The organism is Klebsiella sp. JN_Kp121 (assembly GCF_040062145.1).
GTDB lineage: Bacteria > Pseudomonadota > Gammaproteobacteria > Enterobacterales > Enterobacteriaceae > Klebsiella > Klebsiella aerogenes.
In genome coordinates, this window is record NZ_JBEAHX010000001.1 from 1 (window position 1) to 17,631 (window position 17,631).

Annotated in this window: 14 protein-coding genes, 2 tRNA genes and 2 rRNA genes; 11 read left to right on the top strand and 7 right to left on the bottom strand. The window is 54.2% G+C overall.

The window, feature by feature from the left end:
- From ABLU86_RS00005 to dkgB, 4 genes are all read left to right on the top strand, one after another.
- Nucleotides 1-2,760, top strand: a 23S ribosomal RNA gene (locus tag ABLU86_RS00005); the annotation flags it as partial.
- A 93-nt stretch (nt 2,761-2,853) separates the two neighbouring features.
- Nucleotides 2,854-2,969, top strand: a 5S ribosomal RNA gene (gene rrf / locus ABLU86_RS00010).
- A gap of 56 nt (nt 2,970-3,025) precedes the next feature.
- Nucleotides 3,026-3,102 (top strand) — tRNA-Asp (locus tag ABLU86_RS00015).
- A gap of 167 nt (nt 3,103-3,269) precedes the next feature.
- Complete coding sequence (gene dkgB, locus ABLU86_RS00020) at nt 3,270-4,073, top strand: 2,5-didehydrogluconate reductase DkgB (RefSeq protein ID WP_032712664.1); 804 nt, start codon at nt 3,270-3,272, stop codon at nt 4,071-4,073.
- A 48-nt stretch (nt 4,074-4,121) separates the two neighbouring features.
- On the opposite strand, the gene yafC is transcribed toward dkgB, so the two are convergent.
- Nucleotides 4,122-5,024, bottom strand: coding sequence for a DNA-binding transcriptional regulator YafC (gene yafC / locus ABLU86_RS00025; protein WP_045413152.1), 903 nt, complete (start codon nt 5,022-5,024; stop codon nt 4,122-4,124).
- A gap of 104 nt (nt 5,025-5,128) precedes the next feature.
- Here yafC and ABLU86_RS00030 point away from each other — a divergent pair, with 104 nt between their 5' ends.
- The 3 genes from ABLU86_RS00030 (at nt 5,129) to ABLU86_RS00040 (ending at nt 8,077) form a co-directional block, all read left to right on the top strand.
- Nucleotides 5,129-6,319 (top strand): MFS transporter, encoded by a 1,191-nt coding sequence (locus tag ABLU86_RS00030; RefSeq protein ID WP_101739275.1) that lies wholly within the window; start codon nt 5,129-5,131, stop codon nt 6,317-6,319.
- A gap of 103 nt (nt 6,320-6,422) precedes the next feature.
- Complete coding sequence (locus tag ABLU86_RS00035; RefSeq protein WP_015704463.1) at nt 6,423-7,220, top strand: endonuclease/exonuclease/phosphatase family protein; 798 nt, start codon at nt 6,423-6,425, stop codon at nt 7,218-7,220.
- A gap of 86 nt (nt 7,221-7,306) precedes the next feature.
- Nucleotides 7,307-8,077, top strand: a complete 771-nt coding sequence (locus ABLU86_RS00040) for a class I SAM-dependent methyltransferase (RefSeq protein ID WP_045366732.1) — start codon at nt 7,307-7,309, stop codon at nt 8,075-8,077.
- Nucleotides 8,078-8,131: 54 nt separating this feature from the next.
- Here the strand turns inward: ABLU86_RS00040 and mltD are convergent, their stop codons facing one another.
- Complete coding sequence (mltD, locus tag ABLU86_RS00045) at nt 8,132-9,499, bottom strand: murein transglycosylase D (protein ID WP_032705449.1); 1,368 nt, start codon at nt 9,497-9,499, stop codon at nt 8,132-8,134.
- A 71-nt stretch (nt 9,500-9,570) separates the two neighbouring features.
- Complete coding sequence (gene gloB, locus ABLU86_RS00050; RefSeq protein WP_032712668.1) at nt 9,571-10,326, bottom strand: hydroxyacylglutathione hydrolase; 756 nt, start codon at nt 10,324-10,326, stop codon at nt 9,571-9,573.
- A gap of 33 nt (nt 10,327-10,359) precedes the next feature.
- Between gloB and ABLU86_RS00055 the strand changes: the two genes are divergently transcribed.
- The gene (locus ABLU86_RS00055; protein ID WP_015704466.1) at nt 10,360-11,082 is read left to right on the top strand and encodes a class I SAM-dependent methyltransferase; all 723 of its coding nucleotides are present in this window, start codon (nt 10,360-10,362) and stop codon (nt 11,080-11,082) included.
- Here ABLU86_RS00055 and rnhA read toward each other — a convergent pair.
- The gene (gene rnhA / locus ABLU86_RS00060; RefSeq protein ID WP_015368126.1) at nt 11,079-11,546 is read right to left on the bottom strand and encodes a ribonuclease HI; all 468 of its coding nucleotides are present in this window, start codon (nt 11,544-11,546) and stop codon (nt 11,079-11,081) included. The genes ABLU86_RS00055 and rnhA overlap by 4 nt on opposite strands.
- 64 nt (nt 11,547-11,610) lie before the next feature.
- On the opposite strand from rnhA, the gene dnaQ reads away from it, so the two are divergent.
- Together dnaQ and ABLU86_RS00070 are read left to right on the top strand one after the other, a co-directional pair.
- Complete coding sequence (dnaQ, locus tag ABLU86_RS00065; protein WP_015368125.1) at nt 11,611-12,342, top strand: DNA polymerase III subunit epsilon; 732 nt, start codon at nt 11,611-11,613, stop codon at nt 12,340-12,342.
- Nucleotides 12,343-12,475: 133 nt separating this feature from the next.
- Nucleotides 12,476-12,552, top strand: a tRNA-Asp gene (locus tag ABLU86_RS00070).
- Between the two features lie 60 nt (nt 12,553-12,612).
- Here the strand turns inward: ABLU86_RS00070 and ABLU86_RS00075 are convergent.
- The gene (locus tag ABLU86_RS00075; RefSeq protein WP_348796064.1) at nt 12,613-13,494 is read right to left on the bottom strand and encodes a LysR family transcriptional regulator; all 882 of its coding nucleotides are present in this window, start codon (nt 13,492-13,494) and stop codon (nt 12,613-12,615) included.
- A gap of 103 nt (nt 13,495-13,597) precedes the next feature.
- Between ABLU86_RS00075 and eamB the strand changes: the two genes are divergently transcribed.
- Nucleotides 13,598-14,188 carry a cysteine/O-acetylserine transporter gene (gene eamB, locus ABLU86_RS00080; RefSeq protein ID WP_032707488.1) on the top strand — a complete coding sequence of 197 codons (591 nt, stop codon included), beginning with the start codon at nt 13,598-13,600 and terminating at the stop codon, nt 14,186-14,188.
- Between the two features lie 30 nt (nt 14,189-14,218).
- Here eamB and ABLU86_RS00085 read toward each other — a convergent pair whose 3' ends face one another.
- Both ABLU86_RS00085 and fadE read right to left on the bottom strand, forming a co-directional pair.
- Entirely contained in the window at nt 14,219-14,989 is a 771-nt protein-coding gene (locus ABLU86_RS00085; protein WP_042895758.1) for an amidohydrolase, read from the bottom strand.
- 169 nt (nt 14,990-15,158) lie between these two features.
- Entirely contained in the window at nt 15,159-17,603 is a 2,445-nt protein-coding gene (fadE, locus tag ABLU86_RS00090; protein ID WP_015368121.1) for an acyl-CoA dehydrogenase FadE, read from the bottom strand.
- Nucleotides 17,604-17,631 lie beyond the last annotated feature (28 nt).

Consider the following 17,631-nt stretch of genomic DNA (forward strand, 5'->3'; position numbering starts at 1 on the left):
CACTATCGTTAACTGAATACATAGGTTAACGAGGCGAACCGGGGGAACTGAAACATCTAAGTACCCCGAGGAAAAGAAATCAACCGAGATTCCCCCAGTAGCGGCGAGCGAACGGGGAGCAGCCCAGAGTCTGAATCAGCTTGTGTGTTAGTGGAACGGTCTGGAAAGTCCGACGGTACAGGGTGATAGTCCCGTACACCAAAATGCACAGGTTGTGAACTCGAAGAGTAGGGCGGGACACGTGGTATCCTGTCTGAATATGGGGGGACCATCCTCCAAGGCTAAATACTCCTGACTGACCGATAGTGAACCAGTACCGTGAGGGAAAGGCGAAAAGAACCCCGGCGAGGGGAGTGAAAAAGAACCTGAAACCGTGTACGTACAAGCAGTGGGAGCACCTTCGGGTGTGACTGCGTACCTTTTGTATAATGGGTCAGCGACTTATATTCTGTAGCAAGGTTAACCGTATAGGGGAGCCGCAGGGAAACCGAGTCTTAACTGGGCGTTAAGTTGCAGGGTATAGACCCGAAACCCGGTGATCTAGCCATGGGCAGGTTGAAGGTTGGGTAACACTAACTGGAGGACCGAACCGACTAATGTTGAAAAATTAGCGGATGACTTGTGGCTGGGGGTGAAAGGCCAATCAAACCGGGAGATAGCTGGTTCTCCCCGAAAGCTATTTAGGTAGCGCCTCGTGAACTCATCTTCGGGGGTAGAGCACTGTTTCGGCTAGGGGGTCATCCCGACTTACCAACCCGATGCAAACTACGAATACCGAAGAATGTTATCACGGGAGACACACGGCGGGTGCTAACGTCCGTCGTGAAGAGGGAAACAACCCAGACCGCCAGCTAAGGTCCCAAAGTCACAGTTAAGTGGGAAACGATGTGGGAAGGCACAGACAGCCAGGATGTTGGCTTAGAAGCAGCCATCATTTAAAGAAAGCGTAATAGCTCACTGGTCGAGTCGGCCTGCGCGGAAGATGTAACGGGGCTAAACTGTGCACCGAAGCTGCGGCAGCGACACTATGTGTTGTTGGGTAGGGGAGCGTTCTGTAAGCCTGCGAAGGTGGCCTGTGAGGGTTGCTGGAGGTATCAGAAGTGCGAATGCTGACATAAGTAACGATAATGCGGGTGAAAAGCCCGCACGCCGGAAGACCAAGGGTTCCTGTCCAACGTTAATCGGGGCAGGGTGAGTCGACCCCTAAGGCGAGGCCGAAAGGCGTAGTCGATGGGAAACAGGTTAATATTCCTGTACTTGGTGTTACTGCGAAGGGGGGACGGAGAAGGCTATGTTAGCCGGGCGACGGTTGTCCCGGTTTAAGCATGTAGGCGGAGGTTCCAGGTAAATCCGGTACCTTTTAACGCTGAGGTGTGATGACGAGGCACTACGGTGCTGAAGTAACAAATGCCCTGCTTCCAGGAAAAGCCTCTAAGCATCAGGTAACATTGAATCGTACCCCAAACCGACACAGGTGGTCAGGTAGAGAATACCAAGGCGCTTGAGAGAACTCGGGTGAAGGAACTAGGCAAAATGGTGCCGTAACTTCGGGAGAAGGCACGCTGATATGTAGGTGAAGCCCCTGCGGGTGGAGCTGAAATCAGTCGAAGATACCAGCTGGCTGCAACTGTTTATTAAAAACACAGCACTGTGCAAACACGAAAGTGGACGTATACGGTGTGACGCCTGCCCGGTGCCGGAAGGTTAATTGATGGGGTTATCCGTAAGGAGAAGCTCTTGATCGAAGCCCCGGTAAACGGCGGCCGTAACTATAACGGTCCTAAGGTAGCGAAATTCCTTGTCGGGTAAGTTCCGACCTGCACGAATGGCGTAATGATGGCCAGGCTGTCTCCACCCGAGACTCAGTGAAATTGAACTCGCTGTGAAGATGCAGTGTACCCGCGGCAAGACGGAAAGACCCCGTGAACCTTTACTATAGCTTGACACTGAACATTGAGCCTTGATGTGTAGGATAGGTGGGAGGCTTTGAAGCGTGGACGCCAGTCTGCGTGGAGCCAACCTTGAAATACCACCCTTTAATGTTTGATGTTCTAACGTTGGCCCCTTATCGGGGTTGCGGACAGTGTCTGGTGGGTAGTTTGACTGGGGCGGTCTCCTCCCAAAGAGTAACGGAGGAGCACGAAGGTTAGCTAATCCTGGTCGGACATCAGGAGGTTAGTGCAATGGCATAAGCTAGCTTGACTGCGAGCGTGACGGCGCGAGCAGGTGCGAAAGCAGGTCATAGTGATCCGGTGGTTCTGAATGGAAGGGCCATCGCTCAACGGATAAAAGGTACTCCGGGGATAACAGGCTGATACCGCCCAAGAGTTCATATCGACGGCGGTGTTTGGCACCTCGATGTCGGCTCATCACATCCTGGGGCTGAAGTAGGTCCCAAGGGTATGGCTGTTCGCCATTTAAAGTGGTACGCGAGCTGGGTTTAGAACGTCGTGAGACAGTTCGGTCCCTATCTGCCGTGGGCGCTGGAGAATTGAGGGGGGCTGCTCCTAGTACGAGAGGACCGGAGTGGACGCATCACTGGTGTTCGGGTTGTCATGCCAATGGCATTGCCCGGTAGCTAAATGCGGAAGAGATAAGTGCTGAAAGCATCTAAGCACGAAACTTGCCCCGAGATGAGTTCTCCCTGAGACTTTAAGTCTCCTGAAGGAACGTTAAAGACGATGACGTTGATAGGTCGGGTGTGTAAGCGTAGCGATACGTTGAGCTAACCGATACTAATGAACCGTGAGGCTTAACCTTACAACGCCGAAGGTGTTTTGGCGATTTGAGATGATTTTCAGCGTGATACAGATTACTCGATGCGTCCTGAGGACGTGTTGAAAACAGAATTTGCCTGGCGGCGATAGCGCGGTGGTCCCACCTGACCCCATGCCGAACTCAGAAGTGAAACGCCGTAGCGCCGATGGTAGTGTGGGGTCTCCCCATGTGAGAGTAGGGAACTGCCAGGCATCAAATTTGCAGTAAAACCGGGGCATTAAACCGGTAGATGTAGAAAAAATTCGGTGGAGCGGTAGTTCAGTCGGTTAGAATACCTGCCTGTCACGCAGGGGGTCGCGGGTTCGAGTCCCGTCCGTTCCGCCACTTATTAAAAGCCCTGAGCATTTGCTCAGGGCTTTTTTGTTTTCTCCATTCTAATTATTGCTAAATCAGCAAAAATCCTCTGCATTTATCGATCTTTTTCCCAACCCAACCTTCACCCATAATGGCCTCAGTTAAGCGAAACGAATAATTAACGAGGAACATCAATCATGACAATCCCTGCATTTGGTCTTGGCACTTTCCGTCTGCAAGACGACGTAGTCATCAACTCTGTAAAAATGGCGCTGGAGCTGGGCTATCGTACTATCGATACCGCACAGATCTATGAAAACGAAGCCGCTGTTGGCCAGGCTATCGCGGAAAGCGGCGTGCCGCGTGATGAACTGTTCATCACCACCAAAATCTGGATCGAAAACCTGAGTAAAGACAAGCTGATCGCCAGCCTGAAAGAGAGCCTGCAGAAGCTGCGCACCGATTATGTTGATCTGACGCTGATTCACTGGCCGTCGCCGAACGATGCGGTTGCTGTTGAAGAGTTTATGGCTGCGCTGATGGAAGCGAAGAAGCTGGGTCTGACCCGACAGATCGGTATCTCTAACTTCACTATTCCACTGATGGAACGTGCGATCGCTGCCGTTGGCGCTGAAAATATCGCGACCAACCAGGTTGAACTGTCTCCGTACCTGCAGAACCGTAAAGTGGTCGATTGGGCGCGTGAACACGGTATCCATATCACCTCTTACATGACGCTGGCCTACGGTAAGGCGCTGAAAGATGAAGTGATTGCCCGTATCGCGGCGAAACATAATGCGACCCCGGCACAGGTTATTCTGGCGTGGGCGATGGGCGAAGGTTATGCGGTTATTCCATCTTCCACCAAGCGTGAAAATCTGGCGAGCAACCTGAAAGCGCTGGATCTGAAGCTGGATGATGAAGATCGTAAAGCGATTGCCGCGCTGGATTGCAACGACCGTCTGGTAAGCCCGGAAGGTCTGGCGCCGAAGTGGGATTAATCCACCGATTCCGGCAGGCGGTTGACGCCGCTGCCGGACGATAGTTTCTTACAGCTCCTTCGGGAGCTGTTTGACGTGCTCACTCAGAAAGTCAATAAATGCCCTGATACGCGTGCTGACGGCTCTGTCGCTGTAATACACCGCACTGAAAGGCATCTCCACCGGCAAGCGCTTGTCGGCAAGTAGCTCCACAAACTCCCCGCTGGCAATCTCTTTATCCACCATATAATCCGATAGACAGGCAATACCATTGCCGCCAAGACAGAGCTGTTTTAGCGTTTCGCCACTGTTAGAGGTAATTTCGCAACCGACTTCCAGTAATTGGCCATCGCTGGCGGCAATAGGCCAGGTATTTAACGAGACAGGCTCGGTGAACCCCAGGCAGAGATGATCCGCAAGATCTTCCGCATTCACCGGGGTGCCGTAGCGGGCGATATAATCAGGCGAGGCGATGATCTTGCGATAACTATTGAACAGCGGGCGGGCGCGCAGGCTGGAATCGGTTAGGGTACCCGCGCGGATCGCGACATCGACTTTACGCTCTATAAGATTAATGAAGGTTTCCGAGGAGACCAGCGAGAGCGTCATTTCTGGATAACGTTCGCGAAACGGTTTTACCAGCGGCATTAAAAAATGCAGCATCACCGGGGTGGCGGCATCAACGCGAAGCAATCCGCGAGGGGTAGTGCGCGTCTCCAGAAGCTCGTTCTCAGCAGCCGCCATCTCCTGCAACACTACCTGCATGCGGCGGAAATAACGCTCGCCTTCTTCTGTCAGGCTCAGCTGGCGCGTGGTCCGGTTTAACAAACTAACGCCTAGCTTTGATTCCAGCTTTTTGACTGCCCGGCTGACGGCAGAGTTTGCCTGCCCGAGCTGCTCGGCCGCCCGGCTAAAACTGCCGCTTTCCACTACGGCGACGAAGATAGCGATCTCTTCTGACGTGGCTCTCATTGTTGCACCTATAGCAAAATTCTATTGAGATTTTGATTGTTTTTGTTATTTAAACATCCCTTCATACTACGTGTCATCTTAATCCTGATGCTACGGAGTAAATTATGCCACTGGCGCTACTTGCATTAACCATCGGTGCCTTTGCTATTGGCACTACCGAATTTGTGATCGTCGGCCTGGTACCGACCATCGCCGAACAACTGGCTATCTCGCTGCCGTCTGCGGGCCTGCTGGTTTCCATCTATGCGCTAGGCGTGGCGATTGGTGCCCCGGTGCTGACCGCGTTAACCGGGCGTATGCCGCGTAAACAGCTCCTGCTGGCGTTAATGGTGTTGTTTACCGCCGGTAACCTGCTAGCGTGGCAGGCTCCGGGTTATGGCACTTTGATTATGGCCCGCCTGCTGACCGGCCTGGCGCATGGCGTATTCTTTTCTATCGGCTCGACGATTGCCACCAGCCTGGTGCCAAAAGAGAAAGCCGCCTCGGCCATTGCTATCATGTTCGGCGGCCTGACGGTCGCGCTGGTAACCGGGGTGCCTTTCGGGACGTTCATCGGTCAGCATTTTGGCTGGCGGGAAACGTTCCTCGCGGTATCGATTCTGGGCGTCATTGCGCTTATCAGCAGCCTGATCCTGGTGCCGAATAATATTCCGGGCCGCGCCGGCACCAGCCTGCGCGATCAGATGAAAGTCTTGACCCATCCGCGCCTGTTGATGATCTACGCGATTACCGCGCTGGGCTATGGCGGCGTGTTTACCGCATTTACTTTCCTCGCGCCGATGATGCAGGAGCTGGCTGGCTTTAGCCCGTCTGCGGTCAGTTGGATCCTACTGGGTTACGGTATCTCCGTCGCTATCGGTAACGTATGGGGCGGTAAGCTCGCCGATAAACATGGCGCTGTCGCCGCGTTGAAATTTATCTTCGCTGCGTTGGTGGTGCTGTTGCTGGTCTTCCAGTTCACGGCCAATCTGCACTACGCCGCTCTGGCAACGGTACTGGTGATGGGCATTTTCGCCTTCGGCAACGTTCCGGGTCTGCAGGTCTATGTGGTACAAAAGGCTGAACAATACACGCCGGGCGCCGTTGATGTTGCTTCTGGTTTGAACATCGCAGCCTTTAATATCGGTATTGCCCTTGGTTCGGTCATTGGTGGACAGACGGTCGAGCTGTACGGTCTGGCGCAGACGCCGTGGATTGGCGCGCTGATTGTGCTGGTTGCTTTGCTACTGGTCGTACTGAGCGGTCGTTTAGATAAATCTCCACGCCGTTCGGCAGCCGTTTCTCTCGAAGGATAAGGCTTTCTCGCAAATTGCATTGAAAGTGTATGGGAAAATCCCTATAACAGAAGAACCAGCCGCAGTCGGGCTGGTTTCCTGTTATCGAGGTTGAATGCCCAAATTGCGAAAGAATACCTATGCCATGCGCTATGTCGCCGGACAACCCGCGGAGAGAATCTTGCCTCCGGGGGCGTTTGCGGGCGTCAGTCCGGTTTATCCCGCCGGCGCGCCATTAAGCAGCGATGAGAAAATTCGCGTGCTGGTGTGGAATATCTTTAAGCAGCAGCGTGCAGAATGGCAGTCAGTGCTCAAAAATTTCGGCAAAGACGCGCATCTAGTCCTGTTGCAGGAGGCGCAAACCACCCCAGAACTGGTCAGGTTCGCGACTTCAAACTATCTGGCCGCCGATCAGGTGCCGGCGCTGGTATTGCCGCAGCATCCTTCCGGCGTGATGACGCTGGCCTCCGCTCACCCCATCTATTGCTGTCCCTTGCGCGAGCGCGAACCTATTTTACGTTTGCCTAAATCGGCGTTAGTGACCGTTTATCCGCTGCCCGATGCGCGGCTGTTAATGGTGGTGAATATCCATGCGGTTAATTTTAGTCTTGGCGTCGATGTCTATAGTAAACAGCTGCTGCCAATTGGCGATCAGATTGCCCATCACAGCGGGCCGGTAATCATGGCTGGTGATTTCAACGCCTGGAGCCGCCCGCGGATGAACGCGCTGTACCGCTTTGCGCGTGAGATGTCGTTACGCGAAGTTCGTTTCTCTGACGATCAGCGCCGCCGCGCGTTTGGTCGCCCGCTCGATTTTGTGTTCTACCGCGGCTTAAGCGTGCACGATGCCTCCGTGCTGGTGACCCGCGCTTCCGATCACAACCCGCTACTAGTCGAATTCAGTCCCGGCAAGCCTGATTAATTAAGGTATGTCAGGCCTGCCATCGGGCAGGTCTGCGTTCAGCACGATGCTGCCCTTTATTACTCAAACCACCGAAGGACAACACAATGACAACACGCTCTCATCATGACAACGTCGAAAAGCAGTTTGGCTCACAGGCAAGCGCCTATCTGACCAGCGCCGTACACGCCTCCGGGCGCGATCTGCAGCGTCTGGCGGAACGGCTGGCGGATTTCCCGCAGGCAACGTTGCTGGATATGGGATGCGGGGCAGGGCACGCCAGTTTTACCGCCGCAGGCCAGGTAGCGCAGGTTACCGCGTATGATTTATCGAGCCAGATGCTGGAGGTTGTCGCTCAGGCGGCAAAAGACAAAGGCTTTACCAACATCGTCACTCAGCAGGGGTATGCTGAAAAGCTGCCGTTTGCCGACGCCAGTTTTGATGTGGTGATTAGCCGCTACTCTGCTCACCATTGGCATGATGTCGGCCAGGCGCTGCGCGAGGTGAAACGCGTATTGAAGCCGGGCGGGGTGATGATCATCATGGACGTAATGTCTCCGGGACATCCGGTACGTGATGTCTGGCTGCAAACCGTGGAAGCGCTGCGCGATACCTCGCACGTGCGTAATTACTCCAGCGGCGAGTGGCTGGCGCTGGCCAACGACGCAGGGCTGGCGATCAATCATTTATTGACCGATCGTCTGTCGCTGGAATTTAGCTCCTGGGTCGCGCGGATGCGCACGCCAGAAGCGCTGGCGGAGGCGATTCGCTTATATCAGCAGAGCGCATCGGCGGAGGTTAAAGCCTACTTCGAATTACAGCAGGATGGATCGTTTACCAGCGATACCATCATGTTTGAAGCGCATAAAGCAGTGTAGCGCTGGCAATAAAAAAGGCACCGGGGAATCGGTGCCTTTCTCGTTATTCTGAAATCAGGATTCAGGTCTGTCGTTGTTCTTCACAAACAGCGTTAGCTGATCCCCAGGCTTCAGGTTATCGGTATCGCTGTTCCAGCGCATAACGTCGCGGATATTGACGCCGTGGCGTTTTGCGATGCTCGATAGCGAGTCGCCCTTACGAACACGATAGGTGATGCTATCATTGTTGTTCGCCAGACGTTGCGCGCTGCTGCCTGCGCCGACAACCAGATTCTGTCCAACTTTCAACCCTGAACCGCGCAGGTTGTTCCACTGCTGCAGATCCCTGGTGGTGACGCCGAGACGCGAAGCAATCCCGGAAATCGTATCGCCAGAACGTACCTTGTAGCTATGGCTGGTCAGCGGCGTATTGTCAGCTAGCTGCGTCGGTTGTACGGCGGCAATGTCGCCAGAGGCCAGAGACTCACGCAGTTGAGCAGCGTGCTTCTGAGGCACCATGACGTACTTTGGCCCGCTAGCGCCAAGCGTTGATCCCTTTACGCCAGCGTTGAAGGTTTTCAGCTTGCTAACCGGCATTCCTGCCATGTCCGCTAGCTGAGAAATCTCAACCGGACTATCGAGGCGAACGCGCGCCAGCGCACGGCTTTCATCAGCCGTTGGCAGCTTCACGCCGTAACGCTTGCTGTTTTTGAGAATATCGCTCAAAGCCAGCATTTTTGGCACGTAGACCTTGGTTTCACGCGGCAGCGAGAGCGACCAAAAATCGGTGGGTTTACCACGCGAACGGTTCGCCTTCACGGCCTTCATTACCCGGCCTTCGCCGCTGTTATATGCCGCGACGGTCAGTAACCAGTCGCCGTCGAACATTTTGTTCAGACGTTGCATCATGTCCAGCGCCGCGGTAGTAGACGCAACGACATCACGACGCGCATCGTAACTGCGGGTCTGTTTTAAACCATAATTGCGCCCTGTGCTCGGAATGATCTGCCAAATGCCTGCGGCATTGGCGCCAGACGTCGCGTGTGGGTCAAAAGCGCTCTCCACTATGGGTAGTAATACCAGTTCCATTGGCATGTTACGTTTCTTAACTTGCCCGGCTATCCAGTACATATACGGTTCAGCCCGTAAAGTTACATCGTGGAGATAGCTCTTATTACGTAAGTACTTCTGTTTCTGTTCGCGAATCCGGGGGTTTTCCGGAATTCCCATCTTTAGCTCGTCGCTTATGGAAGTCCACAGATCCTGGTCTTGCGCGTAGAGGGTTCCATCATCTAACCATCGCGCCTGACTTGTGAACTTGCCTGCTTCCCCTTGACCAGCTGCAGAAAGGCTCTGTGCTCGCTGTTCTACGGTGCCGTCGTGCTTCGACGCCTGGCACCCTACCAGCAGGACAGAGGCGAGTAATATCGCTCGTGCCTTCATGTGTGTGTCAATAGTTGCTTAAAAGACGAGCAAGGATAACGGTGAAGGCCGAGGATGACAAGCGTTAAATCTCAGAAGTCATCTTTCTTTGACCTTAACCATGCAAATCTTTGCGCTGAGTGTTGCAAATTTGTTTCTTTGGATATTTCTTTAATTAAATCATTGTCATCCGTACGTAAAAATAAATTTATACGGCGTTCATTTTTCAGAGTAACGGGTAGTGTCTTTTGGTTTTTTGCGCGTAACTCCTTAACTTTATGGTAGTAATCCTTTATATCCATATCATCTGGCAGGATACTCAATGCAAACTTCATGTTTGCTAAAGTGTACTCATGTGCGCAACAAATTAGGGTGTCAGCGGGAAGGGCATTTATTTTCATAAATGATTGATACATTTGATCTGCTGTACCTTCGAACAGCCTGCCGCAGCCGCCGGAAAACATTGTATCGCCACAAAATAGATAAGGTTTGCTGTAGAAACAGATATGTCCTAATGTGTGACCTGGCGTGGCGAAAATAGAAAATTCGTGACCCAAAAGAGTAATGCTATCGCCATCAGATACAATATCCGTGCTTCCCTTATCCTGGGTTTCTGCCGGCCCGTAAACCACAAGTTGCGGAAATTTTTGCCGCAGTTCTTTCACGCCGCCAACATGATCATGGTGGTGGTGGGTTAACAAAATCGCTTCTGGCTGCCAGTTGTTTTCTTCAATGGCCGCGAGTACCGGCGCGGTTTCACCGGGATCGACTATCACACAACGACGGCTATCGTCGCTAACAACCCAGATGTAGTTGTCCTGAAATGCAGGAATACTGATAAGATTCATAAATTACCTCTCAAAGCGTTGCGGAAGGTTGCGATGAAGCCGGCAAGGATACCTCATACAATTACAGCTCCAGAGCATTGGTCCAGTATGCCGTGGGGTGAATACTATCGCGAGTCGCTGGAACGGCATATGAAACCGTGGCTGGCTAAATTATATGGCTTTCATCTACTTAAGATTGGCAATCTGAGCGCGGAAATCAATACCGAAGCCTGCGCGATCTCCCATCAGGTGAACGTTTCGCTGGGGGGAAGTCCGATCCAGGTCAAAGCCGACCCGCTGTCTCTTCCTTTCGCCGCCAAATCGGTGGATGCCTGTTTACTGGCGCATACTTTGCCATGGTGCAGCGATCCGCACCGGCTGTTGCGCGAAGCTGACCGCGTGCTGATTGACGATGGCTGGATGATTTTGACTGCTTTTAACCCGCTGAGCCTGATTGGATTGCGCAAAGTGACGCCGGTTCTGCGAAAAACTATCCCCTATAACAGCCGGATGTTTACCATGACGCGACAGCTTGACTGGCTGGCGCTGCTCAATTTTGAGGTGCTGCACTACGGTCGCTATCAGGTGCTGCCCTGGTCGAAGCAGGGGGGAAAAATGCTAAGTACTCATCTGCCTGCTTTGGGATGTTTGCAAATGATCGTCGCGCGGAAAAGAACCATTCCGTTGACGCTAAATCCGATGAAGTCCGGGAAGGCGAAGACGCAGCTGCGTCCGGCCGTTGGCGCCACCAGGCAGTGGCGCGACGGGGGGAATTAGCTTTCCGGCTGGTAGCCGACGTCGTCCAGCGTGGGGTTAGACGCAGCGGCGCGCGCAAGTTCGTCGCAGCGTTCGTTTTCCGGGTGTCCGGCATGGCCTTTGACCCATTCCCATTTAATCTGATGCTGGCCGAGAGCGGCATCAAGGCGTTTCCACAGATCGACATTTTTAACCGGCTTTTTGTCCGCCGTTTTCCAGCCGCGTTTCTTCCAGTTATGGATCCACTGGGTTATCCCCTGGCGGACGTACTGGCTATCGGTACTTAGCACCACTTCGCAGTGCTCTTTAAGCGCTTCGAGAGCGACGATGGCAGCCATCAGTTCCATGCGGTTGTTAGTCGTCAGGCGGTAGCCCGCGCTGTAGGTTTTTTCATGCTGGCGATAGCGCATAATAGCGCCGTAGCCGCCAGGCCCTGGATTCCCCAGGCAAGAACCATCGGTGAAAATTTCTACCTGTTTGAGCATCTCTGGTAGACTTCCTGTAATTGAAATCGATATGTAAACGACAAGTCTGACATAAATGACCGCTATGAGCACTGCAATTACACGACAGATTGTTCTCGATACCGAAACCACCGGTATGAACCAGATCGGCGCCCACTATGAAGGGCATAAGATCATCGAGATCGGCGCCGTAGAGGTGATCAACCGTCGCCTCACCGGTAATAACTTCCATGTTTACCTGAAGCCCGACCGGCTGGTGGACCCTGAAGCCTTCGGCGTTCACGGTATTGCCGATGAATTCCTCATGGATAAGCCGACATTTGCCGACGTTGCCGATGAGTTCATGGAGTATATCCGCGGCGCGGAGCTGGTCATCCATAACGCATCGTTCGATATCGGCTTTATGGATTATGAATTCAAAAAGCTGAACCGCGGCATTGAGAAAACGGAAACCTTTTGTAAGGTCACCGATAGCCTGGCGCTGGCGCGTAAGATGTTCCCCGGCAAGCGTAACAGCCTTGATGCGCTCTGTTCACGTTATGAAATAGACAACAGCAAGCGTACGCTGCACGGCGCGTTGCTCGATGCCCAGATTCTGGCTGACGTCTATCTGATGATGACCGGTGGGCAGACCAGCATGGCGTTTTCGATGGAAGGAGAAGGCCAACAGCAGGCCGGCGATATTGGAATACAGCGCGTTGTCCGCGCCGCCAGTAAATTACGCGTGGTTTATGCCTCTGATAGCGAGCTGGCGGACCATGAATCGCGTCTCGACCTGGTGCAAAAGAAGGGCGGAAGCTGCCTGTGGCGCGCCTGATTGCCGGTAATATGCGCTAAAAATAGGCGGGCGGGCTAATTTTGCAGCAAACGATTCAAAAGTGAAGAAAAAGCGTTGACGGCGATGTAGGGAAACCGTAATATTCGCCTCGTTCCCAACGGAACAACAACGCGGAGCGGTAGTTCAGTCGGTTAGAATACCTGCCTGTCACGCAGGGGGTCGCGGGTTCGAGTCCCGTCCGTTCCGCCACTATTCAGAAGGCCTGAATCAGAAATGATTCAGGCCTTCGTCGTTTGGGGGAATTATCATTTAATCCGCCCCTAACGCCTCCTCAACACACTGCATAAATACCCGCATTGCCGGGCTAACTACTTTACCGGCGTGATGAGCGCATATCGCGTTAATAGTGAGTGGAATATCGCTGAACGGGAGTTCAACCAGCGTACCGCGCTTAAGCTCTTCCTCAACGGCGAAACGCGGCAGATAGCTGACGCCAAGATTGCTCGCCACGCACTGCTTAATACTTTCGATACTCCAGAGCTCAATGGTATTTTCCAGGGTAATGGCGCGCTGGCGCAGCGTGCTTTCAAAAATTTGCCGAAATACGCACTGTGGCTCATTGATAACAAAGCTCAGCGGGATATGTTGCCCGCAGCGGGTAAAATCGACCGCCGGATGCTGCGGCGAGGCGACCAGCGTCAGCGGCTGCTGGCCAAAGCTTGTCATGGTTAACGCGTCATCGTTGCCAACCCGATAAAACACGCCCAAATCGGCGCTATCGTTGAGTAGCGCATCACGGATGACATAACAGTTAAGTGATTGCAATGATAAGCGTACCTGCGGCGCTCGTTGTTTAAAGCGCTGTAGCACCTGCGGCATTTTATAGGCCAGCAGGGTTTCCCCACAGGCAACGCGCAGCTCGCCAGCCGGTTCGCTATCCTCGCGAGCCGCCTCACGAATGGTTTCCATCACCCTCGCCAGTTCATGGACGTGCGGCAGCACCTTTTTACCGGATTCGGTCAGGCACATGCGGCGGCCTATTTTTTCAAACAGCTGAACGGCAAGTTCTTGCTCAAGCTGTTGAATATGAAAGGTCACGGTGGATTGCGTACAGCATAGTTTTTGCGCCGCGCGTAAAAACGAGCCTTCTTCCACTACCGTCTTGAGAGTAATAAAACGCCGCAGATCCATTTCGCCACCAACTATCGAAATTATCGAATTCAGAATCAGAAAACATTCATTTTTTTAAATGAATAGCTTCGGGTACTGTCTGCCAAAACGAAGGAGAAGACAAGTGACCCCAGCTTTGATTAGTGCTTTTTTGACTTATACCCTGATAACCGCGCTGACTCCCGGCCCCAATAATATTCTTGCCCTCAGCAGCGTCACCGCCCATGGCTTACGCCGCAGCCTGCGGGTGCTGGCGGGGATGAGCATTGGTTTTATTATCACTATGCTGATTTGCGCGGCTTTAACCTTTTCGCTGGTGGAACTCGACTCGCGATTTACCCGGATATTGGGATGGATTGGCGCGGCGTATATCCTGTGGCTGGCCTGGCAGATAGCCAAAAGCAAACCGGGGGCAGGTGCGCTGAGTACAGAGCCGGTGGGTTTCTGGGCGAGCCTGGGCCTGCAGTTCGTCAACGTAAAAATTATTCTGTATGGCATCACCGCGCTCTCTACCTTTGTCCTGCCCGTTACCCGCGAGCCGATTTGGCTCATTAGCGTGAGTCTGCTGCTGGCGGCGATTGGTGCGCTGGGAAATCTGTGCTGGGCGCTGGCGGGGCATCTGTTTCAGCGCCTGTTTTTGTTGTACGGGCGGCAACTGAACTGGGTATTGGCAGCGTTATTGGTCTACTGCGCTTTGCGGATCGTGGTGGAATAAAAAGGGAGCGCAGCGGCTCCCGAAAAGTGTTTAGCCGATCGTGAAAGGATCGGCATCCTGCCAGGCCGGAAATTTCTCGCGATACTCCTGCAGCGCGGCCAACGACAGATCGGCATCGAGCCGCGTCGCCTGATGCGGTTCGGCGGTGGCGATAATCTCTCCCTGCGGGCTGATGATACGGCTATCACCCCGATAGTGGTGGCCGTTGCCATCGGTGCCGACGCGGTTGCAGCCGGCGACGTAGGCCTGGTTTTCAATAGCTCTGGCGACCAGCAGCGATTGCCAGTGCAGCGAACGCGGGGCAGGCCAGTTAGCAACATACAGGGCCAGGTCGTAATCGTTGTGGTTACGCGACCATACCGGGAAGCGCAGGTCATAGCACACCAGCGGCAGAATCCGCCAGCCGCGCCATTCAAAGACCACTCGTTCGGTTCCTGCCTCATAATGGTGATGTTCATCCGCCATGCGGAACAGGTGACGCTTATCGTAAAAATGCGTTTTACCGCCGGGCTCTACCAGCAGAAAGCGGTTCACCGGGCCGCGTTCGGTCTGCAATGCCGCGCTACCGGCAATCAGCGCGTTGGTCTGCTCCGCTTTCGCCTGCATCCACTCAACGACCTCTTCCTGCGGCATCGACTGCTTCGCCGCTTCCATGGCAAAACCGGTAGTAAACATCTCAGGTAGTACAATGATGTCGCGCCCGCTCACTTCTTCCAGCTGACGATCGAAATGGCGCAGGTTGGCGGGACCATCCATCCACACCAGCGGTTGCTGCAACAGCGTAATTTTCAAGCCAGGCACAGTGGTGAACTCCATTATAAAGAGGGCGTTTAGATAATTTTAATACCATATCAGCAGCGGGAGGCGGCATGGAATATTTTGTTAAAAAAATGCTACTTTGGCGGGGGAGTAACAAAAGAAAAGGCGGGGAAATTCCCCGCCTTCGTCGTGATGTGCAGTATTGCTTTTATTATGCCGCTTCAATCTTGCGGATTTTTTCCGGCAGCTTTACCGGTTTGGTCGCCAGTTCATCCGCTGCGAAATCATCAACGTTAATACTGCGCAGACGGCTGGTTTCCGCACGGGTCAGAATCGAGGCTTCCTCCTGATTAATTAACCCTTTGGCCAGGGCATTAGTGGCCAGCTCATCCAGGCGGGTGAACGGCAGATTTTTACCCAGCTCTTTGCAGATGCGCTGGTGGATTGGGTCCGCCGCCATCACATCCAGCAGCGCCTCTTCCAGCAGGCCAACCGGGTTATGTTCGCTTGGCGTCAGGTACTGGCCGCGACCGATACGGGAGCGGGTCGCGCTCGGAACCTGCAGAATTTTCGCCACTTTATGATCCAGTTTGTCGGACGGCGCATCGTAGTGACGGCCGGTCGGGAAGATGGCGAGACGCAGCGCGCCGGCGACAAAGCGGTTCGGGAAATTTTTCAGCAGGTCATCGATAGCCTGCTCTGCCTGATACAGCGCATCCTGCACGCCCCAATGGACCAGCGGCAGATCCGCTTCATTACGGCCTTCATCGTCATAACGTTTCAGCACCGCCGATGCCAGGTAAAGCTGGCTCAGCACGTCGCCGAGACGCGCGGAGATACGTTCGCGACGCTTCAGGCTGCCGCCCAGTACCGCCATTGATACATCCGACAGCAGGGCCAGGTTGGCGCTCAGGCGATTCATGTGCTGATAGTAGCGACGTGTAGTATCACGGGTCGGCGCGCTGCTGGTGCGGCCGCGAGTCAGGCCCAGCCAGAAGCTGCGTACTTTGTTGCTACCGACATGGCCGATATGTTTAAACAGCAGCTTATCGAAGGCATTAACGTCATTGTTCTGCGCGGCGGCCATCTCATCCAGTACATACGGATGGCAGCGAATCGCCCCCTGACCAAAGATCATCATACTGCGGGTGAGGATATTCGCCCCTTCAACGGTAATGGCGATCGGCGCGCCCTGATAAGCGCGGGCAAGGAAGTTGCCTTCGCCCAGCATGATGCCTTTACCGCCGGTAATATCCATAGCGTCTATGATTGAACGCTGGCCGCGGTGGGTACAATGATATTTAACGATTGCCGACAGCACCGCCGGCTTCTCGCCAAGCATAATCCCGTAGGTAATCAGCGAAGCGGCGGCGTCCATTACGTAGGCGTTGCCTGCGATACGCGCCAGCGGCTCTTCGATCCCTTCCATTTTACCAATCGAGATTTTGAACTGACGGCGAATGTGGGCGTAGGCGCCGGTCGCCATAGCGACGGATTTCAGGCCGCCGGTGGCGTTGGACGGCAGAGTAATACCGCGACCCACGGACAGGCACTCAACCAGCATACGCCAGCCCTGGCCGGCCATGCTCGGACCGCCGATGATGTAATCGATCGGTACGAAAATATCTTTACCACGAGTGGGGCCGTTCTGGAACGGCACGTTCAGCGGGAAGTGACGACGGCCAATTTCCACGCCCGGCGTTGAGGTAGGGATCAGCGCGCAGGTGATACCGAGTTCTTCTTCGCCGCCCAGCAGACGGTCCGGGTCTGAGAGTTTGAAAGCCAGGCCCAGTACGGTGGCGATTGGCGCGAGGGTGATATAGCGCTTGTTCCAGGTCAGGCGCATCCCCAGCACCTGCTGACCCTGCCAGTCGCCCATACAGACTACGCCGGTATCCGGGATCGCGCCGGCGTCGGAGCCCGCTTCCGGACTGGTCAACGCGAAGCATGGGATCTCCTGACCACGCGCCAGGCGCGGCAGGTAGTGATTTTTCTGCTCTTCGGTACCGTAATGTTGCAGCAGTTCGCCCGGCCCTAAGGAGTTAGGCACGCCGACGGTGATCGCCAGGATCCCGGAAACGCCGGACAGTTTTTGCAGTACGCGAGACTGGGCATAGGCGGAAAACTCCAGGCCGCCGTACTCTTTCTTAATGATCATCGCAAAGAAGCGATGCTCTTTCAGGTACGCCCACAGCTCCGGCGGCAGATCCGCCATTTCATGGGTAATTTCGAAGTCGTTCGCCATGCGGCAGGCTTCTTCTACCGGGCCGTCGATGAAAGCCTGCTCTTCGGCGGTGAGGCGCGGCTGCGGATAGTTATGCAGCTTGTGCCAGTCCGGGTTGCCGCGGAACAGATCGCCTTCCCACCAGGTGGTGCCGGCATCGATGGCTTCTTTTTCCGTACGCGACATCGGCGGCATTACTTTGCGGAAGGCGCGGAATGCCGGGGCGGAGAAAAGGGATTTACGCATCGGCGCAAAGTTGAACGGCAGCAGGATAATCGCCAGCGGCAACAGCAGCCAGATATTCCACAGCCCCGCCACGCTGAGCGCCGCGGTCCAGGCGAGCAAAATCACGCTGCTGAGAAGCAGGCTGACTCGGTGATAGAAGAGCACGCCGAGTAACACTACGGTTGCAACAATACTCAAAATCATCATAGAGAAATGCTCCCTTATCTTGTAGGAG